The sequence below is a fragment of the Citromicrobium bathyomarinum genome (assembly GCF_038594605.1).
Classification (GTDB): Bacteria; Pseudomonadota; Alphaproteobacteria; order Sphingomonadales; family Sphingomonadaceae; genus Alteriqipengyuania; species Alteriqipengyuania bathyomarina_B.
On the sequence record NZ_JBCFZM010000002.1, the window covers coordinates 769,380 to 794,600 of the forward strand.

Annotated in this window: 26 protein-coding genes and 2 tRNA genes; 18 read left to right on the forward strand and 10 right to left on the reverse strand. The window is 64.8% G+C overall.

Going from position 1 to position 25,221, the window contains the following annotated elements; genetic code table 11:
- Positions 1-207: 207 nt before the first annotated feature.
- The 7 genes from AAG612_RS10860 to AAG612_RS10890 are packed head-to-tail and all read right to left on the reverse strand — an operon-like array spanning position 208 to position 5,252.
- Positions 208-1,137, reverse strand: a complete 930-nt coding sequence (locus tag AAG612_RS10860) for a bifunctional riboflavin kinase/FAD synthetase (RefSeq protein ID WP_342510102.1) — start codon at positions 1,135-1,137, stop codon at positions 208-210.
- The gene (locus AAG612_RS10865; protein WP_342510104.1) at positions 1,134-2,336 is read right to left on the reverse strand and encodes a dipeptidase; all 1,203 of its coding nucleotides are present in this window, start codon (positions 2,334-2,336) and stop codon (positions 1,134-1,136) included. Before AAG612_RS10865 ends, AAG612_RS10860 begins: the two co-directional genes overlap by 4 nt.
- A complete protein-coding gene (locus AAG612_RS10870; RefSeq protein WP_342510106.1) occupies positions 2,333-2,824 on the reverse strand; it encodes a dihydrofolate reductase in 492 nt (163 codons plus the stop codon). Before AAG612_RS10870 ends, AAG612_RS10865 begins: the two co-directional genes overlap by 4 nt.
- A complete protein-coding gene (locus tag AAG612_RS10875; protein ID WP_342510109.1) occupies positions 2,821-3,894 on the reverse strand; it encodes a 5-(carboxyamino)imidazole ribonucleotide synthase in 1,074 nt (357 codons plus the stop codon). The genes AAG612_RS10870 and AAG612_RS10875 overlap by 4 nt, the downstream gene beginning before the upstream one ends.
- Complete coding sequence (gene purE / locus AAG612_RS10880; RefSeq protein ID WP_342510111.1) at positions 3,891-4,382, reverse strand: 5-(carboxyamino)imidazole ribonucleotide mutase; 492 nt, start codon at positions 4,380-4,382, stop codon at positions 3,891-3,893. Before purE ends, AAG612_RS10875 begins: the two co-directional genes overlap by 4 nt.
- On the reverse strand, positions 4,382-5,068 hold the full coding sequence (gene gpmA, locus AAG612_RS10885; RefSeq protein ID WP_342510113.1) for a 2,3-diphosphoglycerate-dependent phosphoglycerate mutase: 687 nt from the start codon (positions 5,066-5,068) through the stop codon (positions 4,382-4,384). The genes purE and gpmA overlap by 1 nt, the downstream gene beginning before the upstream one ends.
- Before the next feature lie 34 nt (positions 5,069-5,102).
- Positions 5,103-5,252: a hypothetical protein gene (locus AAG612_RS10890; RefSeq protein ID WP_342510115.1), complete on the reverse strand. Its 150-nt coding sequence runs from the start codon at positions 5,250-5,252 to the stop codon at positions 5,103-5,105.
- Positions 5,253-5,377: 125 nt separating this feature from the next.
- Here AAG612_RS10890 and AAG612_RS10895 point away from each other — a divergent pair.
- The 3 genes from AAG612_RS10895 (at position 5,378) to AAG612_RS10905 (ending at position 7,669) form a co-directional block, all read left to right on the forward strand.
- Positions 5,378-5,452 (forward strand) — tRNA-Thr (locus tag AAG612_RS10895).
- 85 nt (positions 5,453-5,537) lie between these two features.
- Positions 5,538-6,059 (forward strand): PH domain-containing protein, encoded by a 522-nt coding sequence (locus tag AAG612_RS10900; RefSeq protein ID WP_342510117.1) that lies wholly within the window; start codon positions 5,538-5,540, stop codon positions 6,057-6,059.
- On the forward strand, positions 6,056-7,669 hold the full coding sequence (locus tag AAG612_RS10905; protein ID WP_342510119.1) for a PH domain-containing protein: 1,614 nt from the start codon (positions 6,056-6,058) through the stop codon (positions 7,667-7,669). The genes AAG612_RS10900 and AAG612_RS10905 overlap by 4 nt, the downstream gene beginning before the upstream one ends.
- Before the next feature lie 7 nt (positions 7,670-7,676).
- On the opposite strand, the gene AAG612_RS10910 is transcribed toward AAG612_RS10905, so the two are convergent.
- Entirely contained in the window at positions 7,677-7,976 is a 300-nt protein-coding gene (locus tag AAG612_RS10910; protein WP_342510121.1) for a GNAT family N-acetyltransferase, read from the reverse strand.
- A gap of 83 nt (positions 7,977-8,059) precedes the next feature.
- Here AAG612_RS10910 and AAG612_RS10915 point away from each other — a divergent pair, with 83 nt between their 5' ends.
- Both AAG612_RS10915 and AAG612_RS10920 read left to right on the forward strand, forming a co-directional pair.
- Complete coding sequence (locus AAG612_RS10915; protein WP_342510123.1) at positions 8,060-9,055, forward strand: threonine aldolase family protein; 996 nt, start codon at positions 8,060-8,062, stop codon at positions 9,053-9,055.
- Positions 9,052-10,008, forward strand: coding sequence for a DMT family transporter (locus AAG612_RS10920; protein WP_342510126.1), 957 nt, complete (start codon positions 9,052-9,054; stop codon positions 10,006-10,008). The genes AAG612_RS10915 and AAG612_RS10920 overlap by 4 nt, the downstream gene beginning before the upstream one ends.
- 15 nt (positions 10,009-10,023) lie before the next feature.
- Here the strand turns inward: AAG612_RS10920 and AAG612_RS10925 are convergent, their stop codons facing one another.
- Positions 10,024-10,806 carry a Rossmann-fold NAD(P)-binding domain-containing protein gene (locus tag AAG612_RS10925; RefSeq protein ID WP_342510128.1) on the reverse strand — a complete coding sequence of 261 codons (783 nt, stop codon included), beginning with the start codon at positions 10,804-10,806 and terminating at the stop codon, positions 10,024-10,026.
- A 47-nt stretch (positions 10,807-10,853) separates the two neighbouring features.
- Here AAG612_RS10925 and pepN point away from each other — a divergent pair, with 47 nt between their 5' ends.
- The 9 genes from pepN (at position 10,854) to AAG612_RS10970 (ending at position 20,620) form a co-directional block, all read left to right on the forward strand.
- Entirely contained in the window at positions 10,854-13,496 is a 2,643-nt protein-coding gene (pepN, locus tag AAG612_RS10930; protein ID WP_342510130.1) for an aminopeptidase N, read from the forward strand.
- The gene (pgeF, locus tag AAG612_RS10935) at positions 13,489-14,268 is read left to right on the forward strand and encodes a peptidoglycan editing factor PgeF (protein ID WP_342510132.1); all 780 of its coding nucleotides are present in this window, start codon (positions 13,489-13,491) and stop codon (positions 14,266-14,268) included. Before pepN ends, pgeF begins: the two co-directional genes overlap by 8 nt.
- A gap of 216 nt (positions 14,269-14,484) precedes the next feature.
- Positions 14,485-15,063, forward strand: coding sequence for a ubiquinol-cytochrome c reductase iron-sulfur subunit (gene petA, locus AAG612_RS10940; RefSeq protein ID WP_342510134.1), 579 nt, complete (start codon positions 14,485-14,487; stop codon positions 15,061-15,063).
- A gap of 18 nt (positions 15,064-15,081) precedes the next feature.
- The gene (locus AAG612_RS10945) at positions 15,082-16,371 is read left to right on the forward strand and encodes a cytochrome b (protein ID WP_342510136.1); all 1,290 of its coding nucleotides are present in this window, start codon (positions 15,082-15,084) and stop codon (positions 16,369-16,371) included.
- Positions 16,372-16,399: 28 nt separating this feature from the next.
- A complete protein-coding gene (locus AAG612_RS10950) occupies positions 16,400-17,269 on the forward strand; it encodes a cytochrome c1 (RefSeq protein WP_342510138.1) in 870 nt (289 codons plus the stop codon).
- Positions 17,270-17,315: 46 nt separating this feature from the next.
- Entirely contained in the window at positions 17,316-17,846 is a 531-nt protein-coding gene (locus AAG612_RS10955) for an adenine phosphoribosyltransferase (RefSeq protein ID WP_342510140.1), read from the forward strand.
- 114 nt (positions 17,847-17,960) lie between these two features.
- The gene (locus AAG612_RS10960; RefSeq protein WP_342510142.1) at positions 17,961-19,817 is read left to right on the forward strand and encodes a cation:proton antiporter; all 1,857 of its coding nucleotides are present in this window, start codon (positions 17,961-17,963) and stop codon (positions 19,815-19,817) included.
- A 25-nt stretch (positions 19,818-19,842) separates the two neighbouring features.
- A complete protein-coding gene (locus AAG612_RS10965; protein WP_342510145.1) occupies positions 19,843-20,466 on the forward strand; it encodes an OmpA family protein in 624 nt (207 codons plus the stop codon).
- Between the two features lie 80 nt (positions 20,467-20,546).
- Positions 20,547-20,620 (forward strand) — tRNA-Gly (locus AAG612_RS10970).
- A gap of 32 nt (positions 20,621-20,652) precedes the next feature.
- Here the strand turns inward: AAG612_RS10970 and panC are convergent.
- Positions 20,653-21,513: a pantoate--beta-alanine ligase gene (gene panC, locus AAG612_RS10975; protein WP_342510147.1), complete on the reverse strand. Its 861-nt coding sequence runs from the start codon at positions 21,511-21,513 to the stop codon at positions 20,653-20,655.
- A gap of 99 nt (positions 21,514-21,612) precedes the next feature.
- Between panC and AAG612_RS10980 the strand changes: the two genes are divergently transcribed.
- The 4 genes from AAG612_RS10980 to AAG612_RS10995 are packed head-to-tail and all read left to right on the forward strand — an operon-like array spanning position 21,613 to position 25,202.
- Complete coding sequence (locus AAG612_RS10980) at positions 21,613-22,425, forward strand: division plane positioning ATPase MipZ (RefSeq protein ID WP_342510149.1); 813 nt, start codon at positions 21,613-21,615, stop codon at positions 22,423-22,425.
- On the forward strand, positions 22,422-22,718 hold the full coding sequence (locus AAG612_RS10985) for a J domain-containing protein (RefSeq protein ID WP_342510151.1): 297 nt from the start codon (positions 22,422-22,424) through the stop codon (positions 22,716-22,718). The genes AAG612_RS10980 and AAG612_RS10985 overlap by 4 nt, the downstream gene beginning before the upstream one ends.
- A complete protein-coding gene (pgmG, locus tag AAG612_RS10990) occupies positions 22,715-24,118 on the forward strand; it encodes a phosphoglucomutase/phosphomannomutase PgmG (RefSeq protein WP_342510153.1) in 1,404 nt (467 codons plus the stop codon). The genes AAG612_RS10985 and pgmG overlap by 4 nt, the downstream gene beginning before the upstream one ends.
- A gap of 46 nt (positions 24,119-24,164) precedes the next feature.
- Complete coding sequence (locus AAG612_RS10995; protein WP_342510155.1) at positions 24,165-25,202, forward strand: DUF2059 domain-containing protein; 1,038 nt, start codon at positions 24,165-24,167, stop codon at positions 25,200-25,202.
- The last annotated feature ends 19 nt before the right edge of the window (positions 25,203-25,221 follow it).

Below are 25,221 nucleotides of genomic sequence, written 5' to 3' on the forward strand. Positions count from 1 at the left end.
GCGCGGGATCGGGGTGCGCGGAGACCTCTCGCAACCTGTCCTACATGACACCGACTGGCTAACTTCGCTGCCGCTCTTTCAAAATGTCGATCCCCCGCGACTTGCTCATCCGCTTTCGCGTGATGAAATCCACCCCTGCGAGAGGGGCCGGTTTTTTGACCTCAGGACACTGTGTCAGGTGTGTCAGAAGGCGCTGAGCGCCAATCCCTACTCCGCCAGCAACCGCCGCGCTTCGGCGCAATCCCGGTCCATCTGCGCGATCAGCGCATCGAGCGAGTCGAACTTGGCTTCGGGGCGGATGAAGTGGTGCAGCGCGACTTCGATTTCCTGCCCGTAGAGGTCGCCTGAGAAATCGAAGAAGTAGGGTTCGAGCAGTTCCTTGGCCGGCTCAAATTGCGGGCGGATGCCGATATTGGCGGCGCCTTTCAGCTCCTCGCCCGAAGACAGGATGCGTCCGGTCACGGCGTAGATGCCGTATTTTGGGCGCAGGTAATCCTCCAGCGCGAGGTTGGCGGTGGGGTAGCCGATTTCGCGCCCGCGCTTGTCGCCGTGCTCCACGATCCCCCGAATCGCGAAGGGGCGGGTCAGGAGCTGCGCGGCGGCCTGCGGCTCGCCCGCCTTGAGCAATTCGCGAATTCGGCTGGAGGAGACGACCGTGTCGTCCTCACTCACCGCCGACACGGTGCGCGCTTCCAGCCCATGCTTCGCGCCGTGCTCTTTCAGCAGCGCGGCATTACCCTTTGCGCCCTTGCCGAAGGTGAAATCCTCGCCCGTCAGCACGCCATGCGCGCCGAACCGCTCGACCAGGATTTGCTCGATGAAGTCTTCGGCGCTGGTGCCCGCCAGTTCGGCATCGAAGTGGAAGACCAGCATCGCGGTCGCCCCGAAGGCGAGATAGAGCTCGTGCCGCTGTTCGAGGCTGGTCAGGCGGAAGGGCGGGGTTTCGGGCTTGAAGAACTGCACCGGGTGCGGATCGAAGGTGGCGACGATCACCGGCCGCTCTTCCTCGCGCGCCCAGCGGATCGCCTCGCCCGCGACCGCCTGGTGGCCCTTGTGGAACCCGTCGAAATTGCCGAGCGCCACTATGGCTCCGCGCAAGGGCGCAGTCACCGGTTCGCGATGGTCGAGCCACCTCATGGGACGGGCTTCATGTCTACGGCCATGCGCAGGGGTTTCAGGTCTTCGCGCAGCACGCGCAGTGCATTCTCGCCCATCACCGCGCGAATCTCGTCCTCGGTAAAGCCTTCGTCCATCAGCGCCTGCGTCACCTGTACAAGTTCGGAGGTGTCGAACCGCACGGTGGTCGCGCCGTCGTAATCGCTGCCCAAGGCGACATGTTCGATCCCCACCAGATCGCGCACATGCTTCATCGCTCTGGCCGCATCGCGCGGAGATGTGCCGCACACAGCGCCTTCCCAGTACCCGATGCCGATCACGCCGCCGGTCTTGGCAACGCCGCGAATTTCGCCGTCGGTCAGGTTGCGATTGACTTCGCAGGTCGCCTGAACCCCGCCGTGGCTGGAGACGACCGGGCGGCGCGCCATCGCGATAATGTCCGCCACGCAGGCATGGCTGCAATGCGCGATGTCGACCACCATGCCGAGCTCTTCCATCCGCCGGACGGCCTTGCGACCCTTCTCGGTCAGCCCGCCCTTTTCGATGCCGTGCATCGATCCGGCGAGGTCGGTGTCGAAGAAATGCGTGAGGCTCGCCATGCGGAAACCGACCGTACGCAGTTCGTCGAGGTTCAAGAGGTCTCCCTCGAGATTCTGCAAGCCCTCGATGCTGAGCAGCGCCCCAACCGGTTCGGGCGTCTCGCCGGACCGTTCGCGCAGCAGGCGATCGAGATCCTTCGTGGAGGCGACCTTTAGCAGCCCGCCGTCGGACTCCGCCACCGCCCGGTCGAGCTTCTCGGCGTGCCAGAGCGAGCGTTCAAGCAGGCTGGTCCAGGTGCGGGTCGGCTGCAGCTGGGCGATGGTGAGCAGCGTGATGTTGTCGCTGTCCGCTGTGTTGGCGTCGTAGTTCTGGCCCTTGGGGGTCTTGGTAACGCTGGAGAACACCTGCAGCGCGACATTGCCCTCTTCGAGGCGCGGCACGTCCATATGCCCGCGATCCGCGCGATTCAGAAGGTTGCGGTTCCACAGCAGCGTGTCCGAATGCAGATCGACGATGGTCAGCGTTGTGTGCAGCGCCTTCGCCTCGTCCGACACCTCGATCAGCGGCTCGCCGTCGATCTGGTTCATGCTACGCTCGGCAATGCCGGGAGCGAACTGGAAGAAACCTGCAATGCCGATGAGCAGGCCGAGCCCGACAATAATCAGAACGGTCTTTTTCACGTGCGACGCTCGTAGGTTATGAAGGAGAAGGCGGGGGTGTCGCCGCTGGCCTCATGATCCTCTCGCGCAGCTTCCTTCCAGCGCGATTCGTCGGGTGCGTCCATGAAGGTGTCGCCTTCGTAATCGGCATGAATCTGTGTCATCTCGATCCGCTCGGCTTGCGGTTCGAACAGCACGAACACGTCCGATCCGCCGATCACTGCGGTTTCCTCGCCTCCTGCCGCCGCGAGCGCCTCGGGGACCGACATCGCGCGCTCGGCACCATCGGCCTGCCACTCACTGTCGCGGGTAAGTACGATATGGCGGCGATCGGGCAGGGGAGAGGGAAAACTCTCGAAAGTCTTGCGGCCCATGATCATGGGCTTTCCTGTCGTGAGCGACTTGAAATGCCTGAGGTCCGCCGGGATGTGCCACGGCAGGCCGCCATCCTTGCCGATCGCGCCATTGGCGGCGCGCGCATAGACGAGGAAGAGGCGATCCTGAATCATTCGCTGCCTTCTCCATCGGGCCATTCCAGCCGCGTGATGTGGCCCATCTTGCGCCCTTCTGGCGCTTGCGTCTTGCCATAAAGGTGCAGATGTGCGGCCGGATCGGCCAGCGCTTCGTGCGCGGTCGCGGCGGCGGGGCCGATTATGTTCTCCATCACCACGCGCGGCGCGACGCGGCGGGTATCGCCCAGCGGCAGCCCGCAGATCGCACGGACCTGATTCTCGAACTGGCTGGTGGCCGCGCCCTCGATCGTCCAGTGGCCCGAATTGTGCGTGCGCGGGGCCATCTCGTTGAAGATCGGCCCATCCTCGCTGGCGAAGAATTCGAGCGTCAGGACCCCGACATAATCAAGCCTATCGGCGACGGCCTGCGCCAGCTTGCGTGCCTCGTCCACCTGATCGCCGATGATCGCGGCACCCGGCAGGGTGGAGCGAGCGAGGATGCCGTCCTCGTGCCCGTTCTGCGAGCTTTCCCAGAAAGCGACCGCACCATCCGCACGCCGTGCGAGGATGACCGAGAACTCGCATTCGAACTGCACGAAACCTTCGAGGATGCACGGCGCGTCGGGAAGGTCGAGTGCCTCGGCCTCTTCGCGCGAGGCGATCCGCCACTGGCCCTTGCCGTCGTATCCATCCCGCCGCGTCTTGAGGATCGCGGGCGTGCCGAGCGCGTCGATACCGGCGAGCAGGTCTTCGCGCGAATCGACCGCGTGGAAAGGCGCGGGCGTTCCACCGAGATCTTCGACGAACCGCTTTTCCGCCAGCCGGTCCTGCGCGATCGCAAGCGCGCGCGGGTGCGGGGCAAGCTTGTCCGCGATGGCCTCCAGCGGAGCGGCAGGCACATTCTCGAATTCGAGCGTGACCACGTCGCACTGCTCGGCAAAGGCCTCGAGCGCGTCCGCATCGTGCCAGTCGGCGCTAACATATTCGTTGCACACCTGCGCGATCACCGCACCCTCTTCGGGCGCATAGGCAATGACATGGTAACCCATCTGGGCGGCGGAAATCGCGAGCATCCGGCCAAGCTGGCCGCCGCCGAGAATGCCTATAGTGCCACCCGGCTCGATCATGCGTCGCTGGGCTTCTCTGCCACCGAGGCGCTGCGGGCGGCGCGCCATGCGACCAGCCGGTCCATTACCGCCGGATCGTGCGCGCCGAGGATCGAGGCCGCGAACAGCGCGGCATTGGTCGCTCCTGCTTCGCCGATGGCAAGCGTGCCGACCGGGACCCCTGCGGGCATCTGCGCAATCGAGAGAAGGCTATCCATGCCCGACAGCGCTTTCGACTGCACCGGCACGCCGAGCACGGGAAGGGGGGTCATCGATGCGATCATGCCTGGCAAATGCGCCGCGCCGCCTGCGCCCGCGATCACGACCTTGAAGCCATCATCTGCAGCGCTCTTGGCAAAATCGTACATCCGGTCGGGAGTGCGGTGGGCGGAAACGATGCGCGATTCGTGCGCGACGCCGAGTTCTTCGAGCACATCGGCCGCGCACTTCATCGTCGACCAGTCCGACTGACTGCCCATGACGATTGCAACGAGAGGACCGCGCGTCATCAGGTTTCGTCCAGATAGCGGCGTTCGGCCGTCACCGCGCCATTTTCGAACGGGTAGATGATCGGGCGACCGGTCGGGATCTCGAGCCCGGTGATCTCGTCGTCCGAAATGCCCGAAAGGTGCTTCACCAGCGCGCGCAGGCTGTTGCCGTGGGCGGAGATAATGATCGTCCGGTCGCCGGTCAGCAGCGGCAGGATATGCTCTTCCCAATAAGGCAGTACGCGCTCGATCGTCAGCTTCAGGCTCTCGGTATAGGGCACGTCGATGCCCTCGTAACGCGGGTCCGCGCCCGGATCGTACTCGCTGCCCGGCTCCATCGGCGGGGGCGGCGTATCGAAGCTGCGGCGCCAGATATGGACCTGCTCGTCGCCGTGCCTGTCGCGGGTTTCCTGCTTGTTCAGCCCGGTCAGCCCGCCATAGTGCCGCTCGTTCAGGTGCCAGTCCTTGGTTACCGGCACCCACAGGCGACCGCATTCCTCGAGCGCGAGGTCGAGCGTGCGGATCGCGCGGGTCTGGAGCGAGGTGAAGGCGCAATCGGGCAGCACGCCCTTGTCCTTCAGCAGGCGACCCGCCGCGCGCGCTTCGTCGACGCCCTTGTCGGTCAGGTCGACATCCCACCACCCGGTAAAGCGGTTTGCGAGGTTCCATTCCGACTGCCCGTGACGGACGAGGATCAGCGTGGCCAAAGTTCAAGCTCCCTTGCGGATAGGTGGCGAGCCGTTAGCGCTCGTCGTCGTCTTTGGAAAGGTCGCGCTCCAAAGCGTCGTCGGCGCGCGGGCGCGGCTTGCCCGCCTGCATCTTGCGCCGCCGCAGATTGGTGCGCAGCTGCTGCGCCAGGCGTTCTTCCCTCGTATGTGTCGGCTCGCTCATCGCGAACCGGAATGCTATCTGTGCGGGCCGGACGCAAGCTTTGCTTGACTTGGGCGCGCCACACGACAATAGCGCGCGGCCTGTGGCGGGCGTCCGTTTGTTTGGGGCCCGACGCGAATCCCCATGCTGCTGTAGCTCAGTGGTAGAGCGCACCCTTGGTAAGGGTGAGGCCGGGAGTTCAATCCTCCCCAGCAGCACCACCACTCCCGTCCTTTGTCGATGCCCGACCAGGCTGTGCCCAAAAAGGCTTGCGGCCCTGCGCACGCTTGGCCATTCACAGCAATCATGGACGAGGGCGCAAACGAGACCGGCGGGGACTGGGGCGATAATCCGAGCAGCGAAGCCGATGACCAGCCGCTGAGGCAAGGACATCCCAACCACACCAAGGCCATGCGCGTGTCGGCGCTGTTGTTCGCCATCCCGCTGCTGATCGGCGCACTCGTTGCGGAATATGCGACTCCATTCCCCAATTTCATCATCGCCGGGCCCGTGGCCCTGATCCTGCTGGCGCTGGTCGTGTTCCTGCCGCACCGCCGCTACGCCGCGCGCGGCCACGCGATGAGCGACGACCGGTTGCGCGTGGTCAAGGGCATCATGTTCCATTCGGATACCATCGTGCCTTTCGGCCGGGTCCAGCACATCGACGTAGGTCGTGGGCCGATCGAGCGGTATTATGGCCTCGCCACGCTGCAGCTCTACACCGCCGGTTCGCATGGCGATGTCGTCTCCCTGCCGGGCCTCGCGCACGAAGACGCGCTGGAAATGCGCGAGACGATCCGCGCGCACATCAAGCGCGAATCGGTGTGACCGAGAATCCCGCCAACGCTCCGCTCCGTCCGGAGCAGGCCGATGTCCGGCCCGGCACGCAATCCGAGGCCGAAGCAGCGGACGGCCTGCCCAAGCGGACCGATCCGCGCACTTTCATCGTGCAGGCCCTGCAGACGCTGCCCAACATGGTGCTGCCGATTTTCGCGCTCGCCTTCGCCATGCGCGACAACGGGCCTTTCGCCATTCCCGTGCTGCTCGGGCTCGCCGCGCTGTTCATCATTTTGAGCAGCGTGTTCACCTTCATCGCCTGGCGTCGCCAGACCTACCGCCTCGGCGAGAGCGACATCCGGCTGGAAAGCGGCGTGCTCTCGCGTGCCGCACGCTCCGTCCCCTATGATCGCATTCAGGATGTCAGTCTGGAGCAGAGCTTCATCCCGCGCCTGTTCGGCCTGACCATGGTCAGGGTGGAAACGGGTGCAGGCGGGGCGGACGAGATCAAGCTCGCCTATCTGACCAACGAGGAAGGGGCTGCGCTGCGCGAGCTGGTGCGCGAATTGCGCGACGAGGCGGACGGGGTCGTGAAGGCACCTGCGGCATCGCAGGAGGCGAGCGAGGCCGAGGACGCGCCGGTGCTGTTCGCGATGGGCCCGCGCCGCCTGTTCGTTTTCGGCCTGTTCGAATTCTCGCTCGCGCTGGTCGCCTTTCTCGGCGCGGCTGCGCAGCAGCTCGATTTCCTGCTGCCGTTCGACATCTGGGACTTCGACATGTGGCAGGGTCTGGTGGCGGGGCCGGGCGAGCGAATCGCGGAGCTTGGCCCGATCAGCCAGGCGCTGGGGGCTGCGGCCGCGATCCTGACCCTGCTCGTGATCGGTTTTGTTTCGGGCCTGGTGCGCACCTTCACCCGCGAATGGGATTTCCGGCTGGAGCGCAATCCGAAGGGCTTCCGGCGGCGGCGCGGTATGTTCACGCGGACCGATGTGGTGATGCCGGTCCACCGGGTGCAGGCCGTTCGGATCAGTACGGGTGCGATCCGCCACCGATTCGGTTGGAAGAGCCTGCAACTGGTCAGCCTTGCGCAGGATGCGGGCAATGCGAGCCACGTGGTCGCCCCTTTCGCCAAGGCGCACGAACTGACCCCGATCCTGAAGGTCGCGGGTTTCCCGCTGCCGCCGCGCGGGCTCGACTGGCACCGGACGACCGCCAGCTATCGCGTGCTATCGGCGATCTTCGGCGCGGCCGGCTATGCGATCCTCGCCGGGATCGTGGTGGGTGTGACGCTTTATCTCGCCGATTCGCGTTACGACTGGCTGTGGCTGGTCGCGATGGGCTTTGCCGCGCTGTCTGCTTTCGCCGCCGTCCGCCAGCTTTTCCTGTGGCGGGTGGAGCGACATGCACTATCCGGCAGCCATCTGTACAAGCGGCGCGGCTGGCTGGCGCCCGGTTTTGCGATCGCAAGCCGGGTGAAGCTGCAATCGGTCGAGATCGCGCGCGGGCCATTGGGTCGCCTGTTCGGGTACGTCACGCTCAATCTCGGACTTGCGGGTGGCAGCTACTCGCTGCCCGGCATTCCCCGCGCCGAGGCGGAGCGGGTACGTCAGGCGCTCCTCGCCAGCATGATCGAAACCGATTTCTCGCGGCTGGTGCGCTAGGAGCTGCTTAAGCGCGCAGATCGCTCCAGTCCGGGTTCTCGTCGAACTTCTTCTCGACATAGGAACAGCGCGGATCGATCTTGAAGTCGTGGTCGCGTGCGTCACCGACCAGCCGGGCGACCAGTTCCGCCGCGACACCGCGACCGCCGATCTCCTTGGGCACGATGGTATGCGTGGCGACGCGCACTTCCTTGCCGTCCTGCTCGGCGCCCGGCTCCCACTCGAGCGTGCCTTGCGCCGTCTCGCCTTCCAGATGAGCGACATACTTACCGCCCTGGCCGATTACGTGGTGAGTAATGGTCGTCATAATGCGTCGATCCTTTCATGCAGGGGCTCTGGAGGCCTTTAGCCGCTCTTGCATCGAACGGCGGGCTGCGTAGGGGCGTTCCGATGCGATTTCTTTCCGACAATGCCGCGCGTGTCCATCCGAATGTGTGGGAGGCGATGCGTGCCGCCGATGCTGGCGATGCGCCCTATGACGGCGATGCCCTGTCGCAGCGTCTGGACGAGGCGTTCAGCGGGCTCTTCGGGCGCGAGGTGGCGGTGCTCTGGGTTGCGACCGGAACTGCGGCGAATTGTCTTGCGCTCAGCGCCATGGTGCCGCCGCACGGCGGCGTGGTGTGCCACCGCGAAGCGCATATCGAGATGGACGAGGGCGGGGCGCCGGGCTTCTATCTTCACGGCGCAAAGCTGATGCTGGCCGATGGGGAGGGCGCGAAGCTCGCTCCGCAAGCCATTTCGGCGGTGATCGATCCGATTCGCGACGATGTGCATCAGGTGCAGCCCCACGCGATCTCGATCACGCAGGCGAGCGAATATGGCCGCGCCTACCGGCCGGACGAAATCGCGGCGATTGCCGATCTGGCACGTTCGCGAGGCCTCGGCCTGCACATGGACGGCGCGCGCTTCGCCAATGCCGCCGCCTTCCTCGGTCTTTCGGCGGCGCAGGCCGCCGGCGATGTCGACGCACTCAGCTTCGGGTGCGTCAAAAATGGCGGGATGACGGCCGAGGGAATAGTGTTTTTCGATCCCGCTCTTGCAGATGTCGTGCGGTACCGTCGGAAGCGGTCCGGGCACCTGCAATCGAAAGGCCGTTTCCTCGCCGCGCAGTTGCTGGCGATGGTCGAAGGCGACCTGTGGCTCGACAACGCGCGCGCGGCCAATGCTGCCGCGCAGGCCATTACCGAACAGGCGAAACAGCGGCTGATGCACCCGGTCGAGGCCAATGAGGTGTTCATCCGGCTGAATCCCGACGAACGCGAGGTTCTGCGCGGGATCGGCTACCAGTTCTACGACTGGGGCGCGGATGCGGCGCGCTTCGTCGCCTCGTGGGATAGCGATCTGGGCGAGGCGCGCGCGCTGGGCCAGGCCATTGCCGACCTATGAGCAGTCCGCAAAGCGGCATGCTGCGGCCCCGCGTCATCCTGCCCTTTATCATCACCGGGACGATCTGGGGCTCTACCTGGCTGGTCATAACCGGCCAGATCGCCGACGTGCCTGCGGCGTGGTCGGTGTTTTACCGCTTTGCGCTCGCGACCCCGGCGCTGTTCCTGGTGGCCGCGCTGATGAAGCGACGCCTGCGCCTGACCCGGCCCGAGCACCTGCTGGCAGCGGTGGTGGGGATCTTCCAGTTCAGTGGCAATTTCCTGTTCGTCTATCACGCGGAGCTCTACGTCACCTCGGGCATCGTCGCGATGATGTTCGGGCTTCTGATGGTGCCCAACGCGTTGTTCGCACGGGTCTTTCTGGGGGAGAAGGTGAAGGGCGGGTTCGTTCTCGGCAGCGCCATCGCCATTATCGGCGTGTCCTTCCTGCTGATCCACGAATGGCGCGCCAATCCGGAGGCCGGGGTGATCGGCGGGAACGTGGTGCTGGGGATCGTGCTCGCGATGCTCGGCATTCTCGCCGCCTCGATTGCCAATGTGGTGCAGGCCAACCCGACCGGGCGAGCGGTGCCGATGGTCAGCCTGCTCGCCTGGGCGATGCTCTACGGGACCCTGGCCGATCTTGGCTTCGCATGGCTGACCGCCGGACCGCCGCCGGTGCCGAGCGCGCCCTCCTACTGGGCGGGGATCGTCTACCTCGCGCTGATCGGATCGGTCGTCACCTTCCCGCTGCACTACAATCTCGTGCGCGAAATCGGCGCGGGCCGGACGGCCTATAATTCAATTCTGACGATCTCGGTCGCGATGCTGCTGTCGACCTTGTTCGAAGACTATCGCTGGACCTGGCTGACGGGCGGCGGGATGGTGCTGGCGGTGGTCGGCATGGTGCTTGCGCTGACCGCGCGGCGGCAAAAGGCGGTGCAGGTGCAGCAGTCGGCATCGTTGCGGCATTGATTCCGGTACCGCCAGTTACAGCAAGTCGCGTAATCCTTCGCGATACGTCGGATATTTCGGCTGCCAGCCGAGCACGCGTTTCGCCTTGAGATTCGCGACCCGCCGGTTCTCCGCATAAAAGCCGCGCGCCATGGGCGACAGGTTCGCCTCCTCCAGCGAAAGCAGCGGCGGTGGTTCGACGCCGAGCAGGCGGCATGCTTCCTCAACCACCGCGTTCTGGCTCGCGGGCAGATCGTCGCCGAGGTTGTACGCGCCTTGCGGGGCATCCCCGGTAAGCGCGGCGATTACACCGCTGGCAATATCCTCGACATGCACGCGGCTAAAAACTTGCCCCGGCATGTCGATCTGGTGCGCCTTGCCCTCTTCGATCCGCTCGAAAATGCTGCGCCCCGGCCCGTAGATGCCGGGCAGGCGGAAGACCCGCGCACCCAGTTTCAGCCATTGCGCATCTGCATCGGCGCGTGCGGTCCGCCGTCCGCTGCCGGTGGGCGAGCTCTCATCGACCCATGCGCCCTGCTGATCGCCATAGACCCCGGTCGAGGACAGGTAGCCATACCAGGCCCGCCCGAAATCGCCGCCAAAGGTGCTCAGCACCGGGTCGAGGCCGCTCTCGCGATCGGGCGGAACGCTGGAAAGCACGTGGGTGGAGGAGCCAAGCGCGGCGTGCACGGCTTGCGCATCGGCGAAAGAGAGGTTGCCGTCGCTGCCGGTCGCGACCACTTCCCACCCAAGCGCCTGCACCTCTTGCGCGATCCGCTTGGCCGTATAGCCGAGCCCGAAGATGAATAATTTTGGCATCGCAGATCGCGGTGCCACAAATGCCCGCCTGAAGGAATGAGACAGCGATGGACCAGCCCAGCAATCCGCAGACCGCCGCCAACGGCCCCTCCGGCGCACCGATCCTGCCCGATGCCGCGCGCGAGCCGCATGAGCCTGCGATCATCCGGCGCAAGGATTACGAGCCGTTCGCATGGCGTGTGCCCGAAATCCGGCTGGATTTCGATCTCGGGCTGGAGACGACCCGGGTCGAGGCGACCCTGAAGGTTACGCCGAACCCGGACGCGGAGGCGGCGCCCGAAATTCGCCTCGATGGGGACGGGCTGGTTCTCGAAAGCGTGGCGGTAGACGGCGAGCAACGCACCGACTGGCGGCGCGAGGGCGAGGCACTGATCGTCCCGCTTTCGCCGGGCGAGCATGTGCTGAACGTCGCGACCCGCATCGCGCCCTCGGCCAACACGCAGTTGATGGGCCTCTACGCCAGCAATGGCATGCTGTGCACGCAATGCGAGGCGGAGGGTTTTCGCCGCATTACCTTCTTCCCCGACCGCCCCGATGTCCTCTCGGTCTATACCGTGCGGATGGAGGCCGACGCCGGGGCGTTCCCGGTGCTGCTGTCGAACGGCAATCCGGTCGAGCAGGGCACGCTCGAGGATGGCCGCCACTTTGCCGAGTGGCACGACCCGTGGCCCAAGCCGAGCTACCTCTTCGCGCTGGTCGCGGGCGACCTGGTGGCGCGGACCGACCGGTTCACCACTTGTGGAGGCCGCGAGGTCGAGCTGGGCGTCTGGGTCCGATCCGAAGACCTGCCGCGGACAAGCCACGCGATGGAATCGCTCAAGCGGTCGATGAAATGGGACGAGGAAACCTTCGGGCGCGAATACGACCTCGACCGGTTCAACATCGTCGCCGTGGGCGATTTCAACATGGGCGCCATGGAGAACAAGGGCCTCAACATCTTCAACACGAAATACGTGCTGGCGGATGAGGAAACCGCGACCGACGACGATTTCGACGCGGTCGAGGGTGTGATCGGGCACGAGTATTTCCACAACTGGTCGGGCAACCGCGTGACCTGCCGCGACTGGTTCCAGCTGAGCCTGAAGGAAGGCTTCACCGTGCTGCGCGACCAGCTGTTCAGCCAGGATCTGCATGGGGCTGCGATCAAGCGGATCGGCGATGTGCGGGTGCTGCGCGCGGTGCAGTTTCCCGAGGACAGCGGGCCCTTCGCCCATCCGATTCGCCCGGATAGCTACAAGGAAATCAGCAACTTCTACACCGCGACGGTCTATAACAAGGGCGCCGAGGTGATCCGCATGATGCGTGAGCTGGCGGGCGAAGCGGCCTTCCGCAAAGCCAGCGACCTCTATTTCGAACGCCATGATGGCGAAGCCGCGACCTGTGAGGATTTCGTGCGCTCGATGGAGGATGGCGCCGGCCTCGACCTTGCACAGTTTCGGCGGTGGTACGAACAGGCTGGCACACCGAAGGTGACAGTCGAGCAGGCTTACGCGGGCGATGCGATCACGCTGACCTTGCGCCAGAGCGTGCCTGCCACCCCCGGCCAGCCCGACAAGCAGCCGGTCCCGATCCCGCTCAAGGTCGCGCTGTTCGATCGCGAAAGCGGCGCGCATTCGGGCGAAACGCTTATCGTGCTGGACAAAGCCGAACAAAGCTTCACCTTCGATGGGCACACCTCTGCACCGATCCTCTCGATCAATCGCGGCTTCACGGCCCCGGTCGTGATCGAACGCGAAATTTCGCGCGACGATCTGGTCTTCCTGGCGGGCAACGACGACGACAGCTTCGCCCGCCACGAAGCGATGCAGGAATTGCTGCTCGCCTACCTCCTCGGCGATGAGAACGAGGATGCGCGCGAGGCGATCGGCACTGCGGCCGAAGCGATTCTCGCGGATGATGCGCTCGATCACGAAATGCGCGCCGAACTGCTCAGCCTGCCGCCCTTCGCCTATCTGGCAGAGCGTTCGGAGGTCTATGATCCGGGCGCGATGGTCGTCCGGCGCGAAGGCCTCAAGACATGGCTGGGCGAGCGGTTCGCGGATCGCTTCGCCTCGTTGCACGACACACTCGAAGCGCCCGCACGCGAGGCAGGGCCGGTGGGTAAGCAGGCGCGGCGGATGCGCAGCCTTGCGCTCGGGTATGTTGCAGCGGCAGACCCCGCAAAAGGCGCGCCGCGCGCGTTGGCTCAGTATCGCGAGGCGCAGGGGATGACCGAGCGCCAGGGCGCGCTGGCGGTGCTGGCCGGGCTCGACGGTCCCGAGCGCGAAGAGGCGCTGGCCGATTTCTACACCCGCTTTGCCGACAACGCGCTGGTGATCGACAAGTGGTTCACCCTACAGGCCACGGCTCTGCGCGAGGACGTGCTGGGCGAGATCGAGCAACTGGCGCAGCATCCTTCTTTCACCATGAGCAACCCCAACCGGGTGCGCGCGCTCTATGCGGTGATGGCGGGCAACCCGCTCGCGTTCCACGATGCAAGCGGAGCGGGCTATCGGATGATTGCGGACCTGATCCTCGAACTGAACCTTAAGAACCCGCAGCTGGCGGCGCGGTTCGTGCCCTCGCTCGGGCGATATCGCCGGGTCGAGCCGGGCCGGGCGGCGCTGATGCGCGCCGAGCTGGAGCGAATCGCCGAGGCGGGCGAGCTTTCGCGCGACGTCTCCGAACAGGTGAGCGCGAGCCTTGGCTGATCCGGGATCGGGCGGGCCTCAACCCTTCAGGGCCGCTGCGCTCGATGGCGTTCCGCACGGCTTCTTCGGCCGCGAAGGCGGCGTATCCATCGGCGCGGTCGCCGGGCTGCAGGTCGGCTTCGGGGCGGGCGACGATCCTGCGGCAGTCGCCGAGAACCGCGCGCGCGTCATTGCCGCCGTGCTGCCGGGGGCAGACCTTGCCACGCCCTACCAGGTCCACTCGCCCGACGTGGCTGTCGTCGCCGAGGCTGTCGAGGGCGATGAGCGTCCGCATGTCGATGCGCTGGTCACCGGGACGCCCGGCCTGCTCGTCGGCGTGGTCACCGCCGACTGTGCGCCCGTGCTGCTGGCCGACCGGCAGGCGGGCGTGGTCGCTGCTGCGCATGCAGGCTGGCGCGGCGCGAAGGAGGGCGTGCTGACCAATACGATCGAGGCGATGATCGCCCATGGCGCGACGCGCGGGAACATCGCTGCCGCCATCGGGCCCGCGATCGCGCAGGAGAGCTACGAGGTGGCTGAGGGCTTTCGCGACAATTTCTTGGCCGACGAAAGCGAGAACCATCGTTTCTTCGCCGATGGCGCGCCCGGACATTTCCAGTTCGACCTGCCCGCCTTCGTGGCGCATCGGCTCAGCGCAGCGGGCGTCACCGCGATAGAAGACCTCGCGCTCGACACCTATGCTGATCCCGCCCGCTTCTATTCCTTCCGCCGGGCGACCCACCGGGGCGAAGCGACCTATGGCAGGCAGGGCGCTTTCATCGGCTTGCGGTAGCGTTATTCCCCAAAAGACGTATCCTCTTGCATGGCCACGCACCTATGTTGCGCAAAAGGCCATTGGCAGCATGGGGCTTACACGCTAACAGCGCCCGCACATGGGAAGGGGGCCACCTCCCTGGCGCTTCCGGGCAAGGCCAACCGCCCGCTTTCCCTAACGATGCAATACGGGGTGGATTCGCAAGATCCGATGCCCCGCGACAAGGCAGGAACGATGGCAGAGGCAACCGGTGCCGCGACCGCGGAACCCCACGAAGCAGGCGACACCAGCGATGGCGTTCGCCGCCGCGACTTCATCAACATCGCAGCGCTGAGCGCGGCCGGTGTCGGCGGCGCAGCAGTGATCTTTCCGCTGGTGAGCCAGATGGCGCCATCGGCGGACGTGCTGGCCGAAAGCACGACCGAGGTCGATGTGTCGGCGATCCAGCCGGGGCAGGCGATCAAGGCGGTCTTCCGCAAGCAGCCGCTGTTCGTGCGTCGCCTCACGCCGCAGGAAATCGAAGAAGCGAATGCCGTGCCGCTCGGCTCGCTGCGCGATCCGCAGACACTGGAAGAGCGGACCAAGTCCGGTCATGTCGATATGCTGGTGACCATGGGCGTCTGCACCCATCTGGGCTGCGTGCCGCTTGGCGCCGCAGAGGGCGAGAACAAGGGCGAGTTCGGGGGTTATTTCTGCCCCTGCCACGGGTCGCAGTTCGACACCGCGGCTCGCATTCGCAAGGGCCCTGCGCCCAAGAACCTCGTGGTTCCGGACTACGAGTTCACGTCCGACACCACGATCGTTGTGGGTTAAGGCAGAGAAAGACGTAACATGAGTTTTCCCTGGGCCAAGGAATATACCCCGGCGAGCGGGTTCACCAAGTGGGTCGACGAGAAGCTGCCCCTGCCGCGCTTCGTCTACAACGCTGTGGGTGCGGGCTACCCCGTGCCGCGCAACCTCAATTACATGTGGAATTTCGGCGTGCTCGCGGGGTTCTGCCTCGTGCTGCAGATCGTCACCGGCGTCGTGCTGGCGATGCATTATGCCGCCAACGCGCAGGTCGCTTTCGGCACGGTCGAGCACATCATGCGCGACGTGAACTGGGGCTGGATGATGCGCTACATGCACGCCAACGGCGCCAGCTTTTTCTTCCTCGTGCTGTACATGCACATCTTCCGCGGTTTCTTCTATTCATCCTACAAGGCCCCGCGCGAGATGATCTGGCTGCTGGGCGTGGTGATCTTCCTGCTCGCCATGGCGACTGCCTTCATGGGTTACGTGCTGCCCTGGGGTCAGATGAGCTTCTGGGGTGCCAAGGTTATCACCGGGCTGTTTTCCGCCATTCCGCTGGTCGGCGAGCCGATCCAGGTCTGGCTCCTGGGCGGCTTCGCGCCTGACAATGCCGCGCTCAACCGCTTCTTCAGCTTGCACTTCCTGCTGCCCTTCGTGATCGCGGGTGTCGTGATCCTGCACATCTGGGCGCTGCATATCCCCGGGTCTTCCAACCCGACCGGCGTCGAAGTGAAGAGCGAGAGCGACACCGTGCCGTTCCACCCGTATTACACGGCGAAGGACGGCTTCGGACTGGGCATTTTCCTGCTGCTGTACTGTGCCTTCGTGTTCTTCATGCCGAACATGCTGGGCCACCCTGACAACTACATCGAAGCCAACCCGCTTTCGACGCCCGCACACATCGTGCCCGAATGGTATTTCTACCCGTTCTACGCGATCCTGCGTGCGTTCACCTTCGACTTCGTCCTCGAAGCGAAGCTGTGGGGCGTGCTCGCGATGTTCAGCTCGATCCTGCTGTGGTTCCTGCTGCCCTGGCTCGATCGTTCGAAGGTGCGCAGTGGCCACTATCGCCCGCTGTTCCGCATCTTCTTCTGGATCTTCATGGCCGATCTCGCGATCCTGTTCTATCTCGGTGGGGCCCCTGCCGAAGAGCCCTACGTGATGTTCAGTCAGCTCGCGACGGCATACTACTTCCTGCACTTCCTCGTGATCCTGCCGGTGGTCTCCTCGATCGAGAAGCCCAAGCCGTTGCCGTTCTCGATTACCGAGGCGGTACTCAAATCGGACAAGCAGGCCGTGCTGGGCGAAAACACCCAGCCCGCCACCTGAGACGACGGATAAAAGTTAAGGACACCCGATGATCCGCATTCTTGCAGCCTTGGCCGGACTCGTCTTCGCAGGCGTCGCTCTGATCTCGTTCGTTAGCGGCGCGATCACCTTCTTCAATGAAGAGCCGATCCACTCGGCCGAACACGAGTTCCACGCCCATCCCCATGCGCCCGAGGGCGGCTTCCAGTTCGACGGCCCGTTGGGCACGTGGGACCGGGTCCAGCTGCAGCGCGGCCTGAAGGTCTATGACGAGGTTTGCTCGGCCTGCCACAGCCTCAAATTTGTCGCCTTCCGCGATCTTCAGGATCTCGGCCTGAGCGAAGGCCAGATCAAGGCCTACGCTGCAACCAAGCAGGTGCCCGGGATCGACCCGAATACCGGCGAGGCAATCATGCGTCCGGGCGAGCCGACCGACTATTTCCCCTCGCCCTACCCCAACGCGGTGGCCGCCGCGGCTGCGAACAATAACGCGATTCCGCCCGATCTTTCGCTGATGACCAAGGCGCGTCACAACGGCAGCGACTACGTCTATTCGCTGCTGACGGGTTACGCCGATCCCGCCACCTACGAGCATGATGGCAAGCGTCTGATGGAAGAGTTCCCCGAGTTCGAAACTCCGCTCGGCCTCTATTTCAATCCGTACTTCGCGAACCTCAACCTTGCGATGGCGCCCCCGCTCGGTGTCGATGGGCAGGTGACCTTCGATGATGGCACCGAAGCCACCGTGTCGCAGATGTCGAAAGACGTCGCCGCCTTCCTGACCTGGACGGCGGAACCCAAGCTGGTCGAGCGCAAGAAGACCGGCTGGGCGGTGATGATCTTCCTGCTGTTCGCGACCGTGCTGGCCTATTTCGCCAAGCGCCAGATCTGGTCGAGCGTGAAGCCGAAGAAGGCCTGATCCGATCGCAATCGGAGAACCCGCGAATGCTGGCGCACTGCTCGATATGGAGCAGTTGCGCGCCAGCATTCGGACCGTGCCGGATTTCCCCAAGCCCGGCATCCAGTTCCGCGACATAACCACACTGCTGGCAGACCCGGCGGCGCTGAGCACCAGTGTCTCCCTGCTCGCCGATCACGTGCGCGCCTCTGGCGCAGACGCGGTTGCGGGGATGGAGGCGCGGGGTTTCATTTTCGGCGCGGCGGTCGCGATTCGCGCGGGGCTGGGCTTCGTTCCTATCCGCAAGCCGGGCAAATTGCCGGTCGAAACCGTAGGGGTCGAGTACGATCTCGAATACGGAACCGACCGGCTGGAGCTGGATCCGAGCGGCCTCCGGGACGGGATGCGGGTCGCGCTGGTCGACGATCTGATCGCCACCGGCGGCACCGCGCTGGCCGCCGCAAAGCTCGTTCAGCAATGCAGTTGCGAAGTTTCGACAGCCGCCTTCGTGATCGACCTGCCCGATCTGGGTGGCGCGGATCGACTGCGCGGGTCGGGCATCGATGTGAAGACGCTGGTTTCCTTCGAAGGCGACTGACCGAAGGGGCTTGAGCGAAAAGTCGGGGGCAAAAGTCCTTGGCACCCGGGGAGAACCGGAACACAATCGCTCAACCTGCCGTTGAAGGCAGGTCGAAGGGGGGCTGAAAGCACCATGGAATCGTCAGCACTCGTGATCGCCGCGATCGGCGCGCTGGGTATCGGCGCGCAGTGGATTGCGTGGCGGACCGGGTGGCCGGCGATCGTATTGATGCTCGCCGCCGGGTTCCTTGCAGGCCCCGTGCTGGGGCTGTTCGATCCGGAGGAGACCTTCGGATCGCTGCTGGAACCGATGATCGGTATCGGCGTGGCGCTGATCCTCTTCGAAGGCGGCCTGAGCCTGGATTTCCGCGAATTGCGCCATTCGGGCAGTGCGGTCTGGCGCCTCGCGACGATCGGGGTGATCGTGGGCTGGGCGCTGGGCGCGATCTCTGGCTACTACGTCGCCGGCATTGTCTGGCCGGTCGCGATCCTGTTTGGCGGGATCCTGGTGGTGACCGGACCGACGGTGGTCCTGCCACTCCTGCGGCAATCATCGGTGCAGACGCGACCCGCCTCGATCCTCAAGTGGGAAGCGATCGTCAATGACCCGACCGGCGCGCTCGCTGCAGTGATCGCCTACGAATACTTCCGCAAGGTGGCCGAACAACCGGGCGCGTCACTGTTCGAGGTCGTTCCGCCGCTGATCTTCGCCGCAGTTATCTCGGGCCTCATCGGCTACGCGGCGGCGTGGCTCATTTCCTACCTCTTCCCGCGCGGTGCGGTGCCTGAATACCTCAAGGTGCCGGTGCTGTTCTCGATGGTCATCGCGGTGTTCGTGCTGTGCAACATGATCGAGCACGAAGCCGGACTGGTCGCCGTGACCGTGATGGGTGTCGCGCTCGCGAACATGGACGTCTCCTCGCTGCGGAGCATCCATCCGTTCAAGGAGAACATCGCGGTCCTGCTCGTATCGGGCATCTTCATCCTCCTGTCCGCCTCGCTCAGCTGGGACGACCTGCAATATCTCAACTGGCGGTTCGGCGCCTTCCTCGTGGTGCTGCTGTTCTTCGTGCGGCCCGCTACCGTCCTCATCAGCCTGCTCGGCAGCCCGATCCCGTGGAACGAGCGCCTGTTTCTCGCCTGGATTGCACCGCGCGGGATCGTCCTGGTCGCGATCTCCGGTCTGTTCGCCCTGCGTCTGAACGAGCTGGGATACGGCGACGGCAACGTGCTGATCGGCTTGAGCTTCGCGGTCGTTGTTTCGACAATCGTGGCGCACGGCTTCACGGTCAATCTGGTGGCCAAGCTCCTCAAGGTCCGCGGGACCAGCCGCCCCGGTCTGCTGATTGCGGGCAGCACGGCGTGGACCATCGCCCTCGCCAAGCAGATGCATGCGCTCAAGACGCCCGTCATGATCGTCGATTCGAGCTGGCAGCGCCTTGCGGCCGCCCGGCGCGAGGGCCTGCCGTTCTATCATGGCGAGATTCTGAACGAAGCCACCGAGCACAATCTCGATCTCAACCCCTATCAGGTGCTGGTCGCTGCGACCGAGAACGAGGCCTATAATGCGCTCGTCTGCAACGAATTCGCGCACGAAATCGGGCGTGACAGCGTGTATCAGCTCGGCGAAGCGTCGGACCACGATCGCAGAGCCCTGCCGGACTCGCTGCGTGGTCGCGCGCTGTTCGCCTCCGGTTTCGGCGTCTCCGAGGTCGAGCAGCGGCAGCAGGAAGGCTGGACCTTCCGCCGCACCAAGCTGACCGAGGAATTCACGATCGACGACGCGCGCGAGAAGCTGGGCGACAAGGCCCAGATGCTCCTGCTGCTGCGCGAAAACGGCAATATGCGGTTCTTCACCCATGCCGCGAAGCCCGAGCCGCGCGCAGGCGACATCGTCATCACCTATTCCCCGCAACATCTTAAGAGAGCCGAAGCCGAATCTGCCAAGCGGGAGGCCGGATCCGGCGCCGGGAAGCCAAAACCCGCATGATATGGGAATCGAAGGAGAGGTGGCCATGCGTGGCCCGATAATTTTGATCGCGCTGAGTGCGCTTGTGATGGCTTGCGACAACGAGGAGCCCGCTCCCGCGCCCGAGCCGACACCGACCGAAACCGAAGCGCCTGACAGTCAGGAGCAGACATCGATCATCCGCCCGGAGATGGATGTCGAGCGTGCCCCGATTCCGCTGGAACCCTTACGGGTCACGGTTCCCTTTGCAGAGGGCGGATCGGACATCGACGATGCGGCGCTTGCCGAGCTGCGCGGCCTTCTGGAATCCGACCAGTGGAAGCAGGTCGAGCGGGTCATTCTGCGCGGCCATAGCGATGCCGCCGGACGCGACGCGGTCAACATGCGGATTTCCGAAGAGCGGGCGCAGGCCGTCGCGGACTGGTTGATGGAGCGCGGGCTGGAGGAAGACGAGATCAAGGTGATCGCCTTCGGTGCTCAGAACCCGATCCAGCCAAACCTGCTGCCTAACGGCGAACCGAACGAGCGCGGTCGGTCTGCCAACCGCCGGGTCGAGGTTACGATCCTCGTTCCCGAAGGCGCGACGATTCCCGATCCCGGCCCGACCGCGACGCCCACACCCAGCGGCCCTCCGACGGCCGCCTCCAACAGCGAAAGGCCCGCGCAATAGGCTAGCGGGCCGGTTTCAATTCGGATCGCGGAAGCGATTGACGCACGCCGCCCTGCGATGGCAAAGGCAGTGCCCGGAGCGCGGGTATAGCATAGTGGTAATGCTCCAGCCTTCCAAGCTGGCTAGAGGGGTTCGATTCCCCTTACCCGCTCCACACTACCTCAATAAGCCGAGGTCCCGAGAACCTCACGCTGCGCCGACCGCCATGTTGTCGATCAGGCGCGTGCCACCAATATGCGCCGCGACCAGCAGCCGTGCGGGCGCATTGTCGACGGCATCGATCCGTCGCAGCGATGCCGCATCGGCCAGCGCCGCATAATCGACCTTCGAGAATCCACCTTCGCGCAAGGCCGTCTCCAGCGCCTCGAGCGCTCGATCGACCGGCGTCCCGCTTTCGATTCTGGCGATGGCGTCGCGCATCGCTGCGGGCAGCGCGGCGGCCTGCGCGCGCTGCCGATCGTCCAGATACCGGTTGCGGCTCGACAGTGCGAGCCCGTCCGCCTCACGCACGGTCGGCACGCCCAGTATCGCGCCGACGGCCGGATGTGTGAGATCGAGATCGCGTGCCATCGTCCGGATCACGGCCAGCTGCTGCCAATCCTTCTCGCCGAACAGCGCAAGGTCGGGCTTCACCTGGTTGAACAGCTTGCACACCACTGTCGCTACGCCTGCAAAATGTCCGGGACGGCTGCTGCCGCAGAAATCCTCGCTGACACCGTCCACCGCAATGCTCGTTGCGAAACCGTCGGGATACATGGTCGCGGCGTCGGGCGCCCACAGCGCATCGACGCCCTCGGCTTCCAGCAGGCGCGAATCCGCCTCCAGCGTTCGCGGATAGGCATCGAGATCCTCGTTCGGACCGAATTGGGTCGGATTGACGAAGATCGAAACCACCACCCGATCCGCCTTGTCGCGCGCGGCGCGGACCAGCGTCAGGTGTCCTTCGTGCAGCGCGCCCATCGTGGGAACGAGCGCGATCGACTCGCCAGAACCGCGCCATTGGGCGACGCAGCTTCGCAGGTGATCGAGCCGGTGAATCGATTGCATGGGTCAGGCCCCTCCGATAGATGATTGCTAACCGCCTAGCGACCACCGGGCCGCTTTCGCAATCAGTCCGTTCGCAATCGTAAAAAGGATCGCCACCTCGTGACAGGCCGCCGCACCCACCGGATCGTGTTCGCTAACGAAAAGGGAGGGACGGGCAAATCGACCACTGCGGTGCATGTCGCGGTGGCGCTTGCCTATCAGGGTGCGAAGGTGGTCGCGATCGACCTCGATCATCGGCAGCGCACGATGCACCGCTATTTCGAGAACCGCGACGAAACCGCAAAACGCCGGTCGATCACGTTGCCGACCGCACGCTGCGAAGTGTTTTCGGACGGCGACGAGGCGGCGCTGGAAGAGCGCGCGCGCGAACTGGCCGACGGTGCCGATTTCCTGCTGTTTGACACACCCGGTCGTGACGACCCGCTGGCGCGGCATGTGGCGAAGGAAGCCGACACGCTGGTCACCCCATTGAACGACAGCTTCGTCGATTTCGACCTCATCGGGCAGGTCGATGCGGAGAGTTTCAAGGTCCGCCGGCTGAGCTTCTATGCAGAAGCGATCTGGGAGGCGCGGCTCGCACGCAGCAAGACCGCGATCGAGCAGGATCGCCCGCAGATGGACTGGGTGGTCGTGCGCAATCGTACCGGCCACACCGAAGCGCGCAACATGGTCCGGATCGAGCGCGCATTGTCCGAACTGAGCAAGCGGGTGGGCTTTCGCGTCTCTTCCGGCCTTTCCGAACGCGTGATCTACCGCGAGCTGTTCCCCTCCGGCCTGACCTTGCTCGACAAGGGTTATCTGGGCGATCTCGGCACCAGCCATCTGGTCGCGCGGCAGGAACTGCGCGAACTGGTGCACAACCTTCGCCTGCCCATGCCCGAAGGCGCGAACCGCGCGCTCAAAGCAGCATGATCAAGTTCCTCGTCCTCGCCGCAGTGCTCAGCGTGATCTGCCGCTGGGCGCTCGGACGTTGGCCGTGGGATTTCCTCAAGTCCAAGCCCACAAGAGGGCAGTCCGTGTTCCGCGCCCGCAAGGTGCTGGGCGTTTCCGCGCAGGCCAGCCATGCGCAGATCGTCGAGGCGCACAAGCGGCTGGTTCGCCAGGTCCATCCCGACAAGGGGGGGACGAGCGCGCAGGTGCACGAGGCCAACGCCGCGCGCGATATCCTAATCGATCACCTTCCGGAAAGTGAGAAACCCTCATGAGTCACAGCTTCGACCCGACCATCCTGCGCGAATACGACATTCGCGGAATCATCGGCGAAACGCTGGAGGCGGACGACGCGCGCGCGATCGGGCGCAGCTTCGGCACGCTGTTGAAGCGGGCGGGCGGGTCATGCGTCGCGGTCGGCTATGACGGTCGCCAGAGCTCTCCGATGCTCGAACATGCGCTGGTCGAGGGCCTGACCGCGAGCGGGTGCGACGTGGTGCGGATCGGCATGGGCGCGACGCCGATGCTCTATTACGCAGAAGCCTCAGCGCAGGATGTGGATGGCGGCATCCAGATAACCGGCAGCCATAATCCCCCCAACTACAATGGCTTCAAGATGGTGTTTCAGAGCCGGCCGTTTTTCGGGGAAGACATCCAGCGGCTCGGCAAGATCGCCTCTGCCGGCGACTGGGATGACGGGACCGGAACAGTGACCGACAGGCCGCTGCTCGATGCCTATGTCGAGCGGCTGCTGGAAGGGATCGACGGTATCGATGCCGCCGCCCTGGCCAACCTCAAGATCGGCTGGGACGCGGGCAATGGATCGTCCGGCCCCGCGCTCGAAAAGCTGGTCGCTCGGCTCCCGGGGGAGCATCATGTCCTTTACGCAGATGTCGATGGCACGTTTCCCAATCATCATCCCGATCCGACGGTGGAAGCGAATCTCGCCGATCTGCGGACGCTGGTCGCCGACAACAACCTCGATTTCGGTGTCGCATTCGACGGCGATGGCGACCGGATCGGGGCGATCGACGGCAAAGGCCGTGTCATCTGGGGCGACCAGCTGCTGATGATCTATGCGCAGGATCTGCTGCAGCGGCGCGCCGGGGCCACGATTATCGCGGATGTAAAGGCCAGTCGCGCGCTGTTCGATCATATCGCAGCGCATGGCGGCAAGCCGGTGATGTGGAAGACCGGCCATTCGCTGATTAAGTCCAAAATGAAGGAAACTGGCGCGCCGCTCGCAGGGGAGATGAGCGGCCACGTGTTTTTCGCCGACACCTATTACGGTTACGATGACGCGCTCTATGCCGCCGTCCGTCTGATCGCGGCGAGTGCGCGGCTGGGCCAGTCGGTCACGCAGCTGCGCGATGCCATGCCCGCAATGGTCAACACGCCCGAAATGCGTTTCCAAGTCGATGAATCGCGCAAGTTTGCCGCGATCGACGAGGTCAAGGCACGGCTGGCGGACAGTCCGGACGAGGTCGACGGGACCGATGGTGTTCGCGTCACCAATGCCGATGGCTGGTGGCTGCTGCGCGCCTCGAACACGCAGGACGTGCTGGTCGCGCGCGCCGAGAGCGAAAGCGAGGAAGGGCTGGCCCGGCTGATGGAGCAGATCGACGCGCAACTCGCGGCCTCGGGGCTGGAGCGCGGGGCGCAGGCCGGCCACTGACCGGCGCTTGCCAACGAAGTTCACGGGACGAATTGGGGGAATGGCGATGAAGAGATTTGCGATTGTTGCCGCGGTCGGTGCGCTTGCACTGGGTCAGCCTGCTTTTGCGCAGGACGGCGCAATGGAGGAAGTCGATCCCGACGCGCAGATCATGGTGGATGAGGAAGGCCCGGACGAAGGCGAAATGGATGCCGAGGCTCTCGCCATGGTTGCCTCGATCTTCACCGCCATGTTCCAGGCCGATCCGCTGACGCCCGAGGCCGAGGCACGGTTGCCGGTCGCCACTTCGATTGCGGCGAGCCTGGTGCCCGAGGGCGTCTATGGCGAGATGATGGGCCAGATGATGGACTCGTTTCTGTCTCCCATCCTGGAAATGGCGGAGATGGATGGCGGCGGCATGAGCGCGAGCGACCTGACCGAGTATACCGGCCTCCACGGGCAGGACCTCGACAGCCTTACTCAGGAAGAGCGGATCGAACTGACCGAGATGTTCGACCCGGTTTACGAAACGCGCAGCACGGCACAGTTCGACATGATCGTCAGCACCGCAGACGCCGTGTTCGCGACGCTCGAACCCGGTGTGCGCGACGGACTGGCCAAGGCCTATGCCAGCCGTTTCGATGCCACCGAGCTGGCGGAACTGCAGGCGTTCTTCGCCACGCCGGTCGGCGCGAAATATGCGCGCCAGAGCATGGTGATCAATACCGACCCGCAGGTGATCTCGGGCATGATGCAGTCGATCCCGAGCCTGCTGGAGCAGCTTCCGGTGCTGCTCGAAGGGTTCGAGGATGCCGAAGCGGGCCTTCCCGAACCGCGCGGTTACGAAGACCTTACGCCGTCGGAACAGCGGCGTGCGTCCGAAATTCTAGGGGTCGACCAGCTCGAGCTGCGCGAGAGCATGGCTGAGGTGGAAGCCAATGAAAAGGAATTGATCGAGGCCGCGGCAGCGGCCACTGAAGCCAACCTCGACGCAATGGCTGATGACGTCGATGCCGCAGCCGATGAAGCCGAGGCATCGGTGGACGAGGGCGAAGAGCAAGCCGAAAGCTTCGAGGACGCGATGGAGGATATCGGCGAGGAATAGCCGCTCGGCTCCATCGGCT